Origin of the sequence: Streptomyces sioyaensis, from assembly GCF_004122735.1 — a bacterium.
Taxonomy (GTDB): Bacteria; Actinomycetota; Actinomycetes; order Streptomycetales; family Streptomycetaceae; genus Streptomyces; species Streptomyces sioyaensis.
Genome location: NZ_SDIF01000028.1, coordinates 1 through 16,540 on the forward strand (window position 1 = coordinate 1; position 16,540 = coordinate 16,540).

The following is a 16,540-nucleotide window of genomic DNA, read 5'->3' on the forward strand; positions in this document are numbered from 1 at the left end:
GGGGCGGGGGGACCACGGGCGCTCCTTCTGCCGGAGGGGGGCGAACACGCTGACCACTGCCACCTGCGCTACCCAGTGGTAGCCCGCTGATTGCCGCGTTGCATCGTGGGGCCGACCCCTTGCACTGTCAACGCATCTGCGCCAGGCGGTAGTTGATTCCGCCAAGGTCACGCGCGCCGCCGTGCGGCCGGCCTTTTCGGCCGCCCTCCCCGCTCCGAGGTGCAGTGCCGCACCGGCCGCCCGGCGGGACCGGGCCGGGTGCACCGTCCGGCGGCGCGGGGGCGGTCCCCGCGCGTCCCGTTCCGCTCCCGCCACCGTGCGGCACAAGCCCGCTGTCCACGCGCCGTCACACCGGCGGCCCCGGGCCCCTCACTCCCCACCGGCCCGTTATCGCCCACCGGCCCCAGGGGTGGCCGATAACTGCTTGCCCCGGCATGCCCCGCATCCCGGTCCGGTGGTCCGCTGCCGCCGGGCCCAGAAGGGGCGGTCGGCCCAGCGGGTTTCCTGGGCGTGCACGGCACGGTGGCCGTGGTGGTAGGCGCCCCGGGCCGCGGCGACCTTCGCGGCGTAGTCGGCCAGGGCCGTCCGGTCGCCGTGCAGCCGGGCGTCGACCGCCTGGCCCGCGCTCAGCCCGGTGTAGAGGGCGGTGAGGATGCCCTGGGAGCTGAGCGGGTCGAAGGCGGCCGCCGCGTCTCCGGCGGCCGTCCAGCCGGCGCCGTGCACCCGGTCCAGATGTGCGCTGTGCGCGGGGGCCCGGCGGGGTGGCCGCAAGGTGCCCAGGCCGTGCGGAAGGGCCCGGCCGGAGAGGTGCCGGGTGGCCAGCAGCCGGTCGCGGAACCGCTCGGGCCCGCGGACGGCGGCAAGGAGGTCGGGGTCGGTGAAGTAGGCGACCAGGCGGTGCCGGGAGGGCAGCAGCGCGCTGTACCACCAGCCGTCCTCGTCGGACTCGACCAGCGAACGGCCGTCGGTGGGGGTCTGCGGGGCCGGGTCGAGGAGGAGGTGGAGGGCGGTGAGCCGGTCTCCCGTGCACCGCCGGGCACCGGAGCGGACGGCGAGCGCGGCGCGCCGTCCGGTGGCGTCCACCACCCAGCGGCAGCGGACCGTCCGTTCCCCGCCGCCGGTGCGGTCGCCCAGGGTGAGCCGCCAGGTGCCGTCCGGCTGCCGGGCGGGGCGCCGTACGCCGGTGTGCTCGGCGACGTCGGCGCCCGCCGCACGGGCGGCGGCGCGCAGCCGCCGGTCGAAGAGCGGACGGTCGAGGTGCCAGCCGTGACCGTACGGGTCGTGGAGGGAGTCCACGGCGTGCAGTGCGGCCGAGCCCCAGGCCGACAGGGTGCCGTGGCAGGGCAGATGGCCGCTGCCCAGGACCGGTCCCGCCACGCCGAGGTCGGCCAGGAGCAGCCGCCCCACGGACACCAGCGCCTCGCCGGTCTTGGGCGGGCCGGTGCCGGCGTCGGCGAGCAGGACGCTGCGCCCGGCCCGTACGAGGGCGAGCGCGGCGGCGCAGCCGGCCGGCCCACCGCCCGCGACCACGACGTCGTAGCCGGGTGCGGGGGTCACGGGGCGCCGTGGAAGGGGTCGAGCTTCTCCAGGTATCCGGCGGCGATCGCCGACTCGTCCTGACCGGTCGCCTCCTTGACCTCCAGGACCGCCTGCTGCACGAGCATGGACTCCACGGTCTCGGCCGGGACCTCCCCGGTCCAGGTACCGGCCACCCCTGCCAGTTGGGGCACGCCCGCCTCGGGTACCTGGATGTTGATGAGGTTGGCGTGGTCGGGAGCCGGCGGATAGCCGGGCTCGGACTCCACGTGCAGGTAGCGGGGGAACTTCGCGTCACCCACGGTGTATTCGCGGGTCTCGACGATGCCGAACCTGAACCAGTCGTCGATCATCTGCCGGCGCTGCTTGTTGAAGTCGGCGCCCCGCAGACCCCGCAGCCACACCGCCCGCTTCTCGAAGGCCTGCTCCCTGGCGCTGTCGTCGGAGCCGGCCGGCGGGGTGTTGACGGCGGCGAAGTCCGACTGCGTGAGCACGTGGTTGGGGATCTGGGCGGGCCAGAAGGTGGGCAGATAGGGGCTGTAGCGGGGGCCGAGCCCGGACCGCACCTGGTAGCCGGAGCGGCAGCTCGCCGCATCGCACTGCCAGGGGGCGGCCATCCAGCGGGTGAGGTCGCCCGGGCCCTGGGCGTACAGCGGGCCGTTCTTTCCCAGGGCGTCCTGGACCGTGAGGACGTCGCCGTAGTCGCGTTCCGGGTTCTCCGGCGTGCGGTGCAGGATGCGGAAGGGCTCGGCGTACAGGGTCTTGTGCCGCATCGGCCAGGTGACCTCGATGCCGGGGTGGAAGGCGTCGGCGGCGCAGTTCTCCAGTGCGGCCCGGTCCAGCAGGTGCGGCTGTTCGGCGGGCGGCGCCTCGTCCACGACCGGGTAGCCCGTGCGGGGCGGGCCGGTGGTGAAGTGGCCGTCGGCCCACTGGGCCAGCATCCGGTCCTGGGTCGCGGAGAGCGTGATGTGCTGCCGTACGGACGTGGGCTTGCCGCTGGCCATGGCGTCGCCGTAGAGCCAGGGCCAGGGCAGTGGGGACGTCCCGTCCCGCTCGAAGTCGCGCATCTGCACGTAGATCTGGAGGCGGAGTTCCCGGCTGGCCTCGCCCGGGTCGGCGAGCCGCTTGCGCAGGGCCGGTTCTCGGAAGTCATGCGGGCCGCCCCAGCCGAACTGGGTGGCGAAGCCGTGGTTGACCCACTGCAGATCGCAGAACCTCCGCAAGAGCGGTTCGATGTGGTCCGGGTACGAGACCTGCTGCACGGCGGGCAGCGTGTGCTCGGTGACGAACACGTCGTAGAGCAGGTCGTAGAGGGTGCGGACGGTCTTCACGCCGGGTGCGAAGTGCGGCGGGCCGACCACGACCCAGGCGGGGGTCGCGGTCTTCGTGCCGCCCCTGAGGGTGACCTCCGCGGTGACCGGGCCGTCGGAGACATCGTCGTACCAGGTGTCGTTGTTGGCGACGCCGGAGATCGGCGTCTCGGGCGTGGTGTAGGACGCCGACGTGCCGGCACCGCCGACGACCAGCAGGCGGCCGTCGGTCTGGGTGGAGATCGAGCCGAGGGGAGCCGGCCGGTTCATGATCTTCCCGGCGAAGGTGGCGGTCTCGTGCACGGAGGCGCGGATGGTCTGCCGGCCGGGATCGTTGACGAGCTTCTTGCGCTCCGCTCCCCGGACGCCGAAGTTCCGCCGGCGCCGCTGGGCGTCCGGCAGGGCGGTGGCCTCGGGGATGTCGAGCGGGAGGTGGAACTGGTACCAGGCGGCCTTCTTGTTGGCCAGGTGCACCGACCACGTGATCTCGGTGACCTCCTCGTCGCCCAGCTTGAGCTCCCGGACGACCTCGCCCGCCTGGTTGTAGCCGTAGATCCGGAAGCGGGCGGCCTGCCGGACGATCTTCCCCGAGCTGTCCTTGTACGAGCCGGCGGGCGGCGGCGGCTGGTCCGGTGACTCCGGGCCGAGGAAGGGCTGCTGACCACTGTTGCCCACCCGGGCTATGCCGATGGCGGGGTGGATCTTCACCTGTGCGATCTGGGTGTCCATCGAAGGCCTCTCACTGGGCGGGCGTGGATGCCCCCGAAGGCTTCAAACGTAGGATCGGCGCCGCTCAGGGGAGGACATCGAGGCGTCGCAATGGGTGCACGGATTCACCCCTTCGGGACGGCCCGCGCGCGGATCCGCCCGGAGCCCGCTCACGGGCCGTGACGGTGACCACCGGGCCGGCGGGGCGGTGCCCCAGCGGCAGGCCCGGTCCGCGGTCCCTGGGCGGCGCCGCACTGCGCGCCCGTCAGCCCGCCGTGAGGCCCAGCAGCGAGGGGTCGTGGGCCAGTTCGCGGAAGGCCGCCCGCGGGTCGGCCAGCAGCTTGCGTGCGGTGAGGTCGAGCAGTCCGCAGACGGCGCTCACCTCGGCCGCCACCGTCCCGTCCGTCGTGCGGACGGTCTGCTCGATCCGGAAGGTCTTGCCCTCGCCCCAGACGAACGCACAGCTCACCTCGACCTCGTCACCCGCGCGCAGCTCCCGCCGGTAGCGGATGGTGGTCTCGACCGTCACCGGGCCGATGCGCCGGTCCACCATGGTGCTCTGGCGGATCCCGCTCGCCTGCAACAGCGACCAGCGGGCGTGCTCGGCGTACTGGAGATAGACGCTCTGATTGAGATGCCCCTGGGTGTCCGTCTCGTAGCCGCGCACCGTGATCCCGACGGCGAACGGCTCCGCCGCGTCGTGGGTGCCCACTGCCGTGTCCGCCAGTTCCGTCACGAGCGCTCCGCTCCCCTCGGACCCACGCGCCACAGGGGCACATCAGGCCTCATCAGCCACTGGCTTCACACCGTACGCGACGGGTCACCGGGGGCGGAGCGTCCCCCGGCAATCGGACGCCGGCCCGTGAGAGCCGCGACGGGCGGCGGCGTGCGTCAGGGGCTGCCCGTCTTCAGCTTCAGATTCCACCTGGCCAGGGCCTCGCCGACCGGCTGGAAGATGGTCAGGGTGGGGCCGCCGAAGTTGCCGCAGGTCGCGGGGCCTCCTCCGGAGTGCATGCCGAGCGCCATCGGGGCGTTGGGCTGGGTGACGTACGAGCCGCCCGAATCGCCGGGCGCCGAGCAGGCGTTGGTGAACGACAGGCCCTCGATGACCGTGTTTCCGTAGTCCACGGTCTGGTCGACCCGGGTGATCTCCCCGCAGTGCCAGCCACTGCTCTGGCCGGAGCGGCACATCGACATCCCGACCAGCCCCTCCTGGGAGCCGGTGACGGCGACCGGCGTACCGCCCTGGCCCGCCACGTTCGAGCTGACGGTCCAGCCCGGCTGGTCGACCCGGACCAGTCCGAAGTCGCCCTCGCGTCCGTTGATGCTGTGCCCGCCGCCCTGGTTGGAGGTCCCCATGCGGCTGCCGTCCTTGCCGTAGGCGGCCTGATCGGCGGTGAGGGTGCAGTGACCGGCCGTCAGAAAGCCCTGGAAATCGCCGGGTCCGGTCACCGTGAAGCCGATGGAGCAGATGCCCTCGCTGCCGGGCAGCCACCGCTCCCCGCCCACCACCGATCCGCCCTGCTGCCGTGGCGTCTGGTCGCTGCGCTCGACGGTGACCGGGATCCTCGCGCGCGCCCCGAGGCCGCGGACGGTGCGCTCGAAGGCGTCGGTCCGCGGGCCGCGCCGGGTGCGGGCGACCCGGAGCACGACGCCGTTGGCGCGCTCGTCCACCCCCCAGCCGGTGACGCCCGGCACCCCGCCACCGGCCCGGCCGCTGATCCGGCGCATCAGGCCGGTGAGCGCGGCACGGCTGTGCGGCACCGTCCTGGGCACCGCCCCGACGTCCCGTACCCGCTGTGCGTCGGCGGCGCCGGTGACCGCGACGACGAGCCGGCCGGTCGACTTGTCGAACCACATGCCGGCGGGCGGCGCGCTCAGCGCCCGGCGCACGGCGGCCACCGAACGGTGGGCGTCGGCCTCCTGCGCGAGCCGGGTCCGCACCTGCGCCGCCGTCAGCCCGAGGTCCCGCCGCATCGCATCGAGCATGCCGCGCGGCGCCGGCGAGGGCGACGGGTCGGGCCGGATCCCGGCGTGTGCCGGGCTGAGCGGGCCGGCTGCCGCCAGGACGGCGGCCACGGCCGCGCCCCAGAGAGCTGCCTTGCGAGAGCGGCGTTCCATCGGGGTCTCCTCGCGGTGTCGAGTGCACGTCGGATCCGATGGAGCGAGCCTGCGCGACCCCGCGAGGTGCGGCACGAGGGAGACCGGGTGCACCATGTCCGGATGACCGACGAGCACCGGCACCAAATTCCCGCCGCCGGCGGCGCGGTGGCGTTCGCGCGGTTGCCGGAGGTGCTGCGCAAGGTGACCTACTCGGGTGCCCGCCATCCGGGAGCCGGGGCACCTGAATGCCCGTCATTCCTGCCGCGGAAGGCCGCCGGTGCCACCGTCCCGGCCGCCCCCGACGCCTTCGCCGACCTGGCCGACGGCGCCAACTGCCAGCGCTACGCCTATGCCGTGCTGCGCCACTTCGGGCTGCTGGTACCGCCGTTGCGCTCGGCGGAGCTGTGGGCGGACGACCGGGCGACCCGGCGGGCCGCCCGTCCGCAACCGCTGGACCTGGTGCTGTTCGACGCCGGCCCGGCCGCCGACCGGCCACCGGGGTACGGCGCGCACGTGGGCGTCCATCTGGGGCCCGACCAGGTGCTGCACCTGTGCCGGGAGGCCGGCCGGCCCGCCGTCTGGCGCTATGCGGACTTCGCGGCGCGGCCGCGTTACCGGCGGTTCCTCGGTGCCAAGCGGGTGGTGCGCGCGACCGGCCGCTGACGGCTCAGAAGCCGCCGCCGTCACCGCCGAAACCGCCGCCGTCCCCGAACCCGCCGCCGTCACCGAAGCCGCCGCCGAAGTCGTCCGGGTTGAAGTCGGATCCGGAGAAGTCACCGCCGTCGGCACCCGTGCCGCCGAAGTCGGCGCCGTAGGCGTTCGACGACATCATCATGTTGCCGAGCAGCGTGCCCACCAGGAGCCCGGGCAGCAGACCGCCGCCGAAGTAGCCGCCGGCCCAGGGGGCGTAGGCCGGTCCCGCGTCCCAGTAGGGGCGGTCGCCGCTCGCCGTGCGGACCGTGCGGGCCAGCGGTTCCCGGCCGTCGTCCAGGCGGCTCTTGTCCGCGGCGCAGACCGGTACGGTGCGCTCGGCACCGCCCGCCGGCGCCCAGGTCGCGTCGGTGACGGACGGGCCGTGGCGCGGGTCGAAAAAGCAGGGCAGCCGGCGCTCGGGCAGCGGCTTGCCCTCCCGTCGCGCGGCGAGGGTGGCCAGCGAGAACCGGCCGTCCTCCAGGGCCTGGGTCACGGCCTGCACCTCGCCGGGGTGCTGGACCGCCGCCATCGACGACTTGGCGTTCTCGTACGAGTCCAGCGCACGGCTGTAGTCCGCGCGCATCGCGTCGTCGGCGCCGGCCTCACCGGGGTGGAAGTCGAGCCGGTCCAGCTCCTCGCCGAAGGCGGTGATGTCCTCGTCGACGACGACCCGCAGCTCCTCCAGCGCGGCCCGCTCCTCCTCGGCCCGCCGCTTGCGGTTGCGGCGGGCGATGGCGTACGCGCCACCACCGCCGACGACCACCAGCACACCGAGCCCGATCGCCGTGCCGGTGTCGAAGCCGGAGCCCGCGGAGCCGCCCCAGGAGGACGGGGCCTGGCCGTTGGCCGACTGGTTCGCGGTGTCGACGAAGCTGTTCAGCCGGGCGCTGACCGTCGGGTAGTGGGAGCGCTTGACCGATCCGACGAGGTTCTGCACCGAGCTGTGCGACATCACCCGCGGGTCGGCGCCGGCGTTGAAGCCGTCGCCGAGTTCGACGGCGTAGACGCCGCTGATGCCGACCTTGGTGCGCAGGTCACGCAGCAGCGTGCTGGGCGGGTAGTCGGCGGTCCGCGGCAGCACGGCGACGAAGATCGGCTTGTCCGCGTCCTTGATCTTCTTGGCCAGTGCGTCCGCCTGGGCGGAGGTGAACTGGCCGGAGGCGCGCGGATCGACGTAGACCGGGCCCTTCTTCAGGGTGGCCGCGGCATCGTCGAGACCGCCGGCGGCACGGGCTCCCGGGGCCATCGCGGCGGCCACCGCCAGCAAGGCGGCCACCAGCAGGAGAACGGGTCCGATCAGCGCACGACGAGTTGCGGTCTTCATGTGTTCGACGCTACCCGAACCGCACTTTCCAGACATCACCGATGTAGCCATCGACGCCATGCACATCGGGGGATTTTCCCGCACCCCCGGGAGGCTGTCGCGCCGGAGATGTCCATCCAGGTGATCGCTCAGCGCGTCGTTTTTGATGATCGAAGTGCCGGGGATGTACCCGCTCGTGCCTCCCCCCAGGAAACGAGGAGACGATGTCTAGGGCCACCTCGATGGCCACCAATCTGGCCGTCGCCGTCGCCACCACCGCCGTCGGCTGCATGCTGGTGATCTCGCTCGCGCCGTCGCACCCCGAGTCCGGGAAGAGCTGGCCGCCGGACCGCAATGCGGTGGCCGCCACGTCCGGCCACGCGGGCTCGGCCGCCCGGGCCGCCACCTCGGCCCTGGGCGCGACCGCCGCCGGCCCGGAGGAGGAGCGGTTCGCCAGGCCCCCGACGGGGCGGATCGTGGTGACCGCCCCCGCGCCCGGCGTCGACTACAAGGCCAACGGCAGCTTCACGGTGGCCTGGACGAACACCACGGGTGAGCAGGTGGACGTCTGGCTGTACGCGGAGACCGGCCAGGGCGATGCGCAGCGGGTGGCGGTGGTGGCGTCCCGGGCCGGCGACGGGCCGACCGGCGAAGTGCTGGTGACGCTGCCCAACGTGCCGCCGGGCCGCCACTACTTCCTGGAGGTGGCCACCGCCGGTGACGGCGCGGTCCGCGGTGTCAGCCGGACCTTCGCCATCACCGCGTGACCGCCACCGCCGGCCGCGACGGACCGCTCTACGGCGCGTCGATCCCGACCAGCCCGGCCAGGGCGTCCCGGTGCCGCCCCGGCGAGCCGAGGGCGAGCTCATCGCTCTTGGCCCGCTTGAGGAACAGATGGGCCGGGTGCTCCCAGGTCATGCCGATGCCGCCGTGCAGCTGGACGCACTCCTCGGCGGCGCGGACCGCCACCGGCGCGCAGTACGCCTGGGCGACGGCCACCGCCACCGGGGCATCGGGGCTGTCGGCGGCCAGGGCGTCGGCGGCGTAACGGGCGGCGGCGCGGGCCGAGGCGACCTCCAGCCAGAGCGCGGCCATCCGGTGCTTGAGCGCCTGGAACGAGCCGACGGGGCGGCCGAACTGGGTGCGCTCGGCGGTGTGGCGCACGGTCTCGGCCAGGCACCACTCGGCGACGCCCAGCTGTTCCGAGGCGAGCAGCCCGGCGCCGGTGAGCAGGGCGCGGTCCACGGCGGCGCGGGCGCGGTCCCCAGTGGCCAGGAGGCGGCCGCGGGCGCCGTCGAAGGTGAGATGGCCGAGGGGGCGGGTGAGGTCGAGGGGCGTGACGGTCTCGGTGCGGACGCCGTCCGCCGCGGCCGCGACCGCGTACAGCGCCGGTCCGTCGGGGCGCCGCGCCGGGACGAGCAGCAGCTCGGCGGACGCGGCGTCGGCGACGGAGGTCACCCGGCCGGTGAGGGTGCCGTCCGCCGCGGCCCGTACGGCCGGGTCCGGCACCGCGCCCGGAGCGGTGGGCAGCGGGAGGGCCAGCACGGCGACGGTGCGGCCGGCGGCGAGCGGCGCGGCAGCTTCCGCACTCTCGGCGCTGTCGGCACCGCAGCCGAGCAGTGCGGTCACCGCGATGACGGCGCTGGTCAGGTAGGGCACGGGCGCGACCGAGCGGCCCAGCTCCTCCAGGACCACGGCGGCCTCGCGGGCGCTCGCACCCGCTCCGCCGAGCTTCTCGGGGACCAGCAGCCCCGCGGTGCCGATCTCCGTGGCGAGCGCCCGCCACAGGCCGGTGTCGTAGGCGACGTCGGACTCCAGGCCGGCGAGCACGGTGGCCGGATCGCTGCGGTCGGCGAGCAGCGACCGTACGGCGGCGCGCAGCGCCTCCTCCTCTGCGGAGTAGAGGAGGTCGGGGTCGGGCGCCGGGGCGCCGGGGCGGGGTGTCCCGTCGGTCATCGGGGGAGGTCCTTCCACGCGACGTCCTTGTCGGTGCGCGGCTCGGGCGGCAGCCCCAGCACACGTTCGGCGACGATGTTGAGCAGCACTTCCGAGGTGCCTCCTTCGATGGAGTTCCCCTTGGCGCGCAGGTAGCGGTAGCCGGCCTCGCGGCCGGTGAAGTCGACGCCGTCGGGCCGGCGCATCGTCCAGTCGTCGTAGGTCAGCCCGTCCTCGGCGAGGAACTCCACCTCCCAGCCGCTGATCTCCTGGGCGAGCCGGGCGAACGCCAGCTTCATCCCGCTGCCCTCGGGGCCGGGCTGGCCCTGGGAGAGCTGCTGGCGCAGCCGCTCCCCGGTCAGCCGGGCGACCTCCGACTCCACCCACAGCGCCAGCAGCCGCTGGTGCAGCTCGTGGGTGCGCAGGTCGGGGCGGGCGCGCCAGTCCTCGGCGGCGACGCCGATCATGCCGCCCTCGCGGGGGATGCGGACGCCGCCGATGGCGACCCGCTCGTTCATCAGCGTGGTCTGGGCGACCTTCCAGCCCTCGCCGATCCCGCCGAGGCGATGGGCGTCGGGGATCCGCACACCGGTGAGGAAGACCTCGTTGAACTCGGCCTCGCCGGTGATCTGCCGCAGCGGCCGCACCTCGACACCGGGGTCGGTCATGTCGCACACGAAGTAGCTGATGCCGCGGTGTTTGGGCACCGCGGGGTCGGTGCGGGCGATCAGGATCGCCCAGCGGGCCAGGTGCGCGCTGGACGTCCAGACCTTCTGGCCGTCCACGACCCAGCCGCCCTCCTCGTCCGGTACCGCGCGGGTCGCCAGCGCCGCCAGGTCGGAGCCGGCTCCGGGCTCGCTGAACAGCTGGCACCACACTTCCTCGCCGGTCCACAGGGGACGCAGCCAGCGCTGCTTCTGCTCGTCGGAGCCGAAGCGCAGGATGGTCGGCGCGGCCATGCCGAGGCCGATACCGATCCGTCCCGGGTCGTTGTCGGGCGCGCCGGCGGCGGTGAGTTCGGCGTCCACGACGGACTGCAGGGAGCGGGGCGCGTCCAGCCCGCCGAGGCCCTCGGGGAAGTGGACCCAGGCGAGCCCGGCGTCGAAGCGGGCCCGCAGGAACTCCAGCCGCCCGGTCGCGGCGGGAGGATGGGCGGCGAGCAGTGCGGCGGTGCGCCGCGGAGGTCCGCGGCGTCGGTCATCGCGCCTCCTCCGCTCCGGGCAGCACCACGAGCCGGCCGACGGACGTCCCGTCGGCGACCCGCTGTACGGCGTCGGCGGCCGCGGCCAACGGGACCCGCCCGCCGATGAGCGGCTTGACGGTGCCCTGCGCGGCGAGCTTGGTCAGCTCCTCGTGGCAGGCGTCGATCGCGGCCGGGTCCTTGGTCTGGTACAGGCCCCAATGCAGGCCCAGGATCGCGTAGTTCTTCACCAGGGCGTGGTTGAGAGCCGGGGTGGGGATGGCTCCGCCGGCGAAGCCGACGACGACGATCCGGCCCTCGAAGGCGATGCACTTGACGGACTTGGCGTACGCGTCGCCGCCCACCGGGTCGTAGACGACGTCGGCGCCGCGGCCTTCGGTGGCTTCCTTGACGCCGGCGACGATGTCGTCACGACGCCGGTCGAGGACGAGGTCACAGCCCAGCTCGCGGGCGATACGGGCCTTGTCCGCGCCGCCCGCGACGCCGATGACCCGCGCCCCGGCGGCCTTGCCGAGCTGGACCGCGGCGCTGCCGACGCCCCCCGCTGCGGCGTGCACCAGCAGGGTCTCGCCCGGCTGGAGGCGGGCCCGGCGGTGCAGTCCGAACCAGCCGGTCTGGTAGCCGATGTGCAGCGCCGCGGCCTCGGCGTCGTCCAGGGCCTCGGGCGCCGGACGGACGGTCGCCGCGTCGACGACCGCGAGTTCGGCCAGGCCCCCGTCGGGCAGCGGCGGCTGGGCGAGCACCCGCGCGCCGACGTCCCCGGCCGCCCCCTCCCCCACGGCGAGGACCTCGCCGCAGATCTCCACGCCCGGGGTGAACGGCAGCGGCGGCCGCACCTGGTAGAGCCCGCGGCACAGCAGCGCGTCCGGGAAGTTGACGTTGGCGGCCCGCACCCGCAGCAGCAGCTGCCCGGGGCCCGGCTGCGGATCCGGCACCTCCTCCAGCCGCATCACTTCACGCGGCTCGCCGTTCGCGTGTACGCGCCATGCCTTCACCTGGTGCCTCCACAGACTCGGATACGCGGTGGGGCGAAGGGCACACCGGCCCCCAAGGGCACACCGGCCCCCCTCGCCAGCGACATACTAAGCGGTCGGTATCACTGAGGGAACAGTCTGCGCCACCCGCGACGGGCAGCGGGCGCACCGTCCGGGGCGGCGGCGCGGCTATTCGCCGCGGAGCGCCGCCCAGGTCTCCGGGTCCTCGAAGCCGAGCGCCCACAGCCCGGTGCCGCGCACCCCGTACTTCCTCAGCAGCGGCATCAGCTCCCGGACGCCGCGCGCGTCCTGGTACCAGACCTCGTGGTCCTCGCCGTCCTTGCGGTAGGTGAAGTGCGGCGTACCGGAGCGCTCGTCGAAGAGGTACTCCGCGTCCTCCCGCTCGCGCAGCGCCTCGGCCTCCTTCCAGGTCCGGTGCGCGGCGTGGCCGGTGATCCCGCTGATCCAGTCCCAGCCGTAGCCCGGGAAGGCCACCTCGATCTTGTTCCGGGGGATGGTGGAGGTGGCGTACCGCAGGAATTCGCCGTACCAGTCCCTGGCGGACAGCGGCCCCGCGTCGCCGCCCGACCAGTGCAGGTCATAGCCCATGATCCGGACCCGGTCGGCGTATCTGCCGAGCTCCTCGTAGTCGAACGCCTCACCCGCCCCGCGGACCCGGGCGGGCACCGTGACCACGCACTGCGCCTCACGAGCGTGCAGCCGCGCACACAGCTGCTCGACGAGCGCGCTGTACCCCGTGCGCACCCGCGCGCGGACCTCCTTGTCGCGGGTGACCGCCATCGACTCGTAGTCCAGGTCGAGACCGTCGTAGGGCCGGCTGTCCATGATCCGCAGCAGTGCCTCGACGTGGTCCGTGCGCCGCCGCCGATCATGCATCAGACCGGCCATCTCCTCGGCGCCGAGGGTCTCGGTCACGGTCGGGACGACATCGATCCCGGCGCCGTGCAGCCCGTCGACGACGCTGCGCCGGCCGGCCCCTTCGTGTCCCGTGACGGTGCTGTCCGACGTCGCCTGATACCAGAAAGGGCTGACGGTGTGCAGCTGGGAGGCGTGCCGCAGCGCGTCGCGGTAGGCGGCGTCGGTGTCACCCCAGTAGGGCAGCCAGGCCGAGCCGGTACGCCCGCCGGCCCTCGGCTCCCGCGCCGTCGCGGCCGCCGGGGACCAGGGCGCGAGGAGCGCCGCGAGAGCCAGCAGGAGCGCAAGACCGACCCGCAGCCGGGACCCTGATGCCTGTTCCATGATCAGAGCGTCACCCGGCAGCTGCCCTGACGCACCGTCAGATACGCCGAACGGGGCGCCGGCCGGCCCGGCCTACGGGCCGATGAACCCGCCATACCGCCACAGATCCCCACATCCCAGAACGCGGTTCACCCACCGAGCACCTCTCCCCCACCCCGGCATGACCGTGAGCCCGCTCACGGCACCCCACCCAGAGGGCACCCCTTGAACCGACCAAATGAGGGGCGGGTTAGCATATGAGCACCGCCTAGCTCGAAAGATAAACCTGTGACTGTCAATGACGACTCGTTCACCAACTGGAAAAACCGCGAAGAGATCGCGGAGTCGATGATCCCGATCATCGGGAAGCTGCACCGCGAGCGGGACGTCACGGTCCTGCTGCACAGCCGCTCCTTGGTGAACAAGTCGGTGGTCAGCATCCTCAAGACGCACCGGTTCGCCCGGCAGATCGCCGGCGAGGAACTCTCGGTCACCGAGACGCTGCCGTTCCTGCAGGCGCTCACCACGCTCGATCTCGGCCCGTCCCAGATCGACATCGCCATGCTCGCCGAGACGTACCGGAGCGACGACCGCGGTCTGTCGGTGGAGGAGTTCACCGCCGAGGCCGTCGCCGGGGCCACGGGCGACGACAAGATCGAGCGCCGCGAGCCGCGCGACGTCGTCCTCTACGGGTTCGGCCGCATCGGCCGCCTCGTCGCCCGCCTGCTCATCGAGAAGGCCGGCTCCGGCAACGGCCTGCGGCTGCGCGCCGTCGTCGTCCGCCAGGGAGGCGAGCAGGACATCGTCAAGCGCGCCTCGCTGCTGCGCCGGGACTCCATCCACGGCCAGTTCCAGGGCACGATCACCGTTGACGAGGCGAACAGCAAGATCATCGCCAACGGCAACGAGATCAAGGTGATCTACGCGAACGACCCGTCGGAGGTCGACTACACGGCGTACGGCATCAAGGACGCCATCCTCATCGACAACACCGGCAAGTGGCGCGACCGCGAGGGCCTCTCGAAGCACCTGCGCCCCGGCATCGACAAGGTCGTCCTGACCGCGCCGGGCAAGGGCGACGTCCCCAACGTCGTCCATGGCGTCAACCACGACACCATCAAGCCGGACGAGCAGATCCTGTCCTGCGCGTCCTGCACCACCAACGCGATCGTCCCGCCGCTGAAGGCGATGGCGGACGAGTACGGCGTCCTGCGCGGTCACGTGGAGACCGTCCACTCGTTCACCAACGACCAGAACCTGCTGGACAACTACCACAACTCCGACCGCCGCGGCCGCTCGGCGCCGCTCAACATGGTCATCACCGAGACCGGTGCCGCCTCCGCCGTCGCCAAGGCGCTGCCGGACCTCCAGGCGAAGATCACCGGCAGCTCGATCCGCGTCCCGGTGCCGGACGTCTCGATCGCGATCCTCAACCTTCAGCTCGCGCGCGAGACCAGCCGTGAGGAGGTCCTCGACTACCTCCGCAATGTGTCGCTGACCTCGCCGCTCATGCGCCAGATCGACTTCACCAGCGCCCCCGACGCGGTCTCGAACGACTTCATCGGCTCGCGCCACGCCTCGATCGTCGACGCCGGCGCCACCAAGGTCGAGGGCGACAACGCGATCCTCTACCTCTGGTACGACAACGAGTTCGGCTACTCCTGCCAGGTCATCCGCGTCGTCCAGCACGTCTCCGGGGTGGAGTACCCGACCTACCCGGCGCCGGTGGTCTGACCTCGGCGGACTGTCCGACGCGTACCGGCCGGCGGGTGGCAGTGGGGCGCGGCAACGGGATCCCAAGAATCGGCATCCCTTTGCTCGCCCGCTGCCACCCGCCGGCCGATCTGCTGCGGAACGGCCCGGCGGCACCGGCCGGGCCGCCGGCCCGGCCGGACACGGGCGCTCCCGATGTCTACGTGCGTCCGGCCCGCTGCTGGGCGTCCCGCAGGGTGTCGGACGGGGTGGCCCAGCGGGCCCGGATCACCGGGAAGCCGGCCTTCTCGCAGGCGTCACAGACGAGTTCGTCGTCATCGACCACATGACGGACCTGACGGTCGCGGGCGATCCGGCGCAGGATCTCCAGCTTGGTGAGCCGGGCCGGGCGCCGGTCGTGGTCGGGACGCATCCACAACCGGCCCTCAGGAAGGCCGTGTCGGGCCAGCCAGGCCAGCGTGTCGCGGCGGCAGCGCTCCGGGCGGCCGGTGAGGTAGACCACCTCGCAGTCCTCGGTGCTGCGGAGGGCCAGGGCCACCCCCTCGGCGAACGGCGGGTCCTCGGTGGCCGCCGCGAAGAAGGCCTTCCAGTCCCGTGGGGTGCGCTCCAGCAGATGCTGCCGGTGGCCGGTGTCGGCGAGCGTGCCGTCCAGGTCGAAGACCGCCAAGGGGCGTGCCGTCATGCCGTCGTCGTCCTCTTCTGTCGTCCGTCGTCGGTCATCTTGGTCGTCTGCTGTCGTCTTCGGGCGTCGAAATCGCCGGATGCCCCGGGCGGGGTGACCACGATCCGGCCGGTATCGCTTCCCTGTGCGAGGGAGAGGTGATCGTACGCGATATCGGCACAGGGCGGCGTGGCCGGGGCGCTTGAGAGGGCGCCCCGGACGGCGAATTGCGGCACAAAAAACTCTGCAGTCCCGGCAGCTCACATTCGTCCATGGCAATTCTCCGCAAGAGCACCCAACCGGCCAGGATCAATTTTCCAGCCGATTCCCCTCGTTCGTCCGCAAAGGACCCGTCGAATCGGTAGCTTTTGTGCTGCATCGCGACGAAGCCGGCCGGCCCGGAAGCGCGGCATTCGGATGCGTGCGGGCCACTGCCGGCGAGCCGAAAGCGCCATGGCCCGGTGAAGGAAAGGGGATCCGCATGACCACTGGAATCAGAGGCTGCGACAACCAGTCGAACTCGTTCGTGTCCTTCGTCAACGAAGAGCACGCCGGGGACAGCGAGTCCGTGAACCCGAGGTCGTACAGCGACGCCTACGCCTGGATCTCGCAGCACAAGGACAAACCACTGAGCGTACAGACCGGTCGCGGCAGGTGCATCATCTGGGACGACGACTGGAAGGTCAAAGGGCAGTGGGACGACGGCAAGGGGGAGTTCGTCCTCGCCAAGGTCGAGAGCAGCCCGCAGGATTACCGCATGACGGTCGCCAGCACGGGTGACATCAGTCTGTCCGCGGTCTGATCCGCGAAATCAGCAGCGAAAGAGGGGGACGCGGATCGTCATGCCCATGGACAACTGGCGTATCACGAACGCCATGGAGAACGCGACGGGAAACTGGGTGTACTACATTTGCACCGCCGTGGCGAGCTTTGCGAATCTCCATTTCAGCCGGCACGTCGACAACCCCGCCGAAGACCATATGGCGACGAATGACGGAGCCTTCTACTACTACGGCGTGACCGGCACGTTCAATCAGGCGGCCCAACACGCCGACCAGTCGGTCCGGCAAATGCTCATCGACGCCTGGAACGACTACTTCACGACATAGCAGGGCCCACCGGTCCGCGCGCCGTGGCGGCGTCGCGGGCAGCGCTCCGGGCCCT

General features: G+C 72.7%; 15 protein-coding genes. 5 read left to right on the forward strand and 10 right to left on the reverse strand.

The window, feature by feature from the left end; all coding sequences use genetic code 11:
* Positions 1-387: 387 nt before the first annotated feature.
* The 4 genes from EST54_RS12745 to EST54_RS12760 form a co-directional block, all read right to left on the reverse strand.
* Entirely contained in the window at positions 388-1,557 is a 1,170-nt protein-coding gene (locus tag EST54_RS12745) for an NAD(P)/FAD-dependent oxidoreductase (protein ID WP_129247713.1), read from the reverse strand.
* Positions 1,554-3,575, reverse strand: coding sequence for a LodA/GoxA family CTQ-dependent oxidase (locus EST54_RS12750; RefSeq protein WP_129247714.1), 2,022 nt, complete (start codon positions 3,573-3,575; stop codon positions 1,554-1,556). Before EST54_RS12750 ends, EST54_RS12745 begins: the two co-directional genes overlap by 4 nt.
* A 244-nt stretch (positions 3,576-3,819) precedes the next feature.
* On the reverse strand, positions 3,820-4,290 hold the full coding sequence (locus EST54_RS12755; RefSeq protein WP_244942506.1) for an acyl-CoA thioesterase: 471 nt from the start codon (positions 4,288-4,290) through the stop codon (positions 3,820-3,822).
* 155 nt (positions 4,291-4,445) lie between these two features.
* Positions 4,446-5,675, reverse strand: coding sequence for a S1 family peptidase (locus EST54_RS12760; protein ID WP_129247715.1), 1,230 nt, complete (start codon positions 5,673-5,675; stop codon positions 4,446-4,448).
* Positions 5,676-5,777: 102 nt separating this feature from the next.
* Here EST54_RS12760 and EST54_RS12765 point away from each other — a divergent pair, with 102 nt between their 5' ends.
* Entirely contained in the window at positions 5,778-6,320 is a 543-nt protein-coding gene (locus EST54_RS12765) for a CHAP domain-containing protein (RefSeq protein WP_129247716.1), read from the forward strand.
* Between the two features lie 4 nt (positions 6,321-6,324).
* On the opposite strand, the gene EST54_RS12770 is transcribed toward EST54_RS12765, so the two are convergent.
* Complete coding sequence (locus tag EST54_RS12770; protein ID WP_129247717.1) at positions 6,325-7,674, reverse strand: hypothetical protein; 1,350 nt, start codon at positions 7,672-7,674, stop codon at positions 6,325-6,327.
* A gap of 203 nt (positions 7,675-7,877) precedes the next feature.
* Here EST54_RS12770 and EST54_RS12775 point away from each other — a divergent pair, with 203 nt between their 5' ends.
* A complete protein-coding gene (locus EST54_RS12775) occupies positions 7,878-8,420 on the forward strand; it encodes a GPI anchored serine-threonine rich family protein (protein WP_239012645.1) in 543 nt (180 codons plus the stop codon).
* Positions 8,421-8,448: 28 nt separating this feature from the next.
* Here the strand turns inward: EST54_RS12775 and EST54_RS12780 are convergent, their stop codons facing one another.
* The 4 genes from EST54_RS12780 to EST54_RS12795 form a co-directional block, all read right to left on the reverse strand.
* Entirely contained in the window at positions 8,449-9,609 is a 1,161-nt protein-coding gene (locus EST54_RS12780; RefSeq protein WP_129247718.1) for an acyl-CoA dehydrogenase family protein, read from the reverse strand.
* Positions 9,606-10,751 carry an acyl-CoA dehydrogenase family protein gene (locus EST54_RS12785; protein WP_129247719.1) on the reverse strand — a complete coding sequence of 382 codons (1,146 nt, stop codon included), beginning with the start codon at positions 10,749-10,751 and terminating at the stop codon, positions 9,606-9,608. Before EST54_RS12785 ends, EST54_RS12780 begins: the two co-directional genes overlap by 4 nt.
* 34 nt (positions 10,752-10,785) lie before the next feature.
* Positions 10,786-11,784: an NADPH:quinone oxidoreductase family protein gene (locus tag EST54_RS12790; protein ID WP_129247720.1), complete on the reverse strand. Its 999-nt coding sequence runs from the start codon at positions 11,782-11,784 to the stop codon at positions 10,786-10,788.
* A gap of 168 nt (positions 11,785-11,952) precedes the next feature.
* Positions 11,953-13,023 carry a glycosyl hydrolase family 18 protein gene (locus tag EST54_RS12795; RefSeq protein ID WP_129247721.1) on the reverse strand — a complete coding sequence of 357 codons (1,071 nt, stop codon included), beginning with the start codon at positions 13,021-13,023 and terminating at the stop codon, positions 11,953-11,955.
* Positions 13,024-13,290: 267 nt separating this feature from the next.
* On the opposite strand from EST54_RS12795, the gene EST54_RS12800 reads away from it, so the two are divergent.
* Complete coding sequence (locus EST54_RS12800) at positions 13,291-14,736, forward strand: glyceraldehyde-3-phosphate dehydrogenase (protein ID WP_129247722.1); 1,446 nt, start codon at positions 13,291-13,293, stop codon at positions 14,734-14,736.
* Positions 14,737-14,914: 178 nt separating this feature from the next.
* Here the strand turns inward: EST54_RS12800 and EST54_RS12805 are convergent, their stop codons facing one another.
* A complete protein-coding gene (locus EST54_RS12805; protein WP_129247723.1) occupies positions 14,915-15,397 on the reverse strand; it encodes a phosphatase domain-containing protein in 483 nt (160 codons plus the stop codon).
* Positions 15,398-15,857: 460 nt separating this feature from the next.
* On the opposite strand from EST54_RS12805, the gene EST54_RS12815 reads away from it, so the two are divergent.
* Positions 15,858-16,178, forward strand: coding sequence for a hypothetical protein (locus EST54_RS12815; RefSeq protein WP_129247724.1), 321 nt, complete (start codon positions 15,858-15,860; stop codon positions 16,176-16,178).
* Between the two features lie 46 nt (positions 16,179-16,224).
* On the forward strand, positions 16,225-16,485 hold the full coding sequence (locus EST54_RS12820; RefSeq protein WP_129247725.1) for a hypothetical protein: 261 nt from the start codon (positions 16,225-16,227) through the stop codon (positions 16,483-16,485).
* Positions 16,486-16,540: the final 55 nt, after the last annotated feature.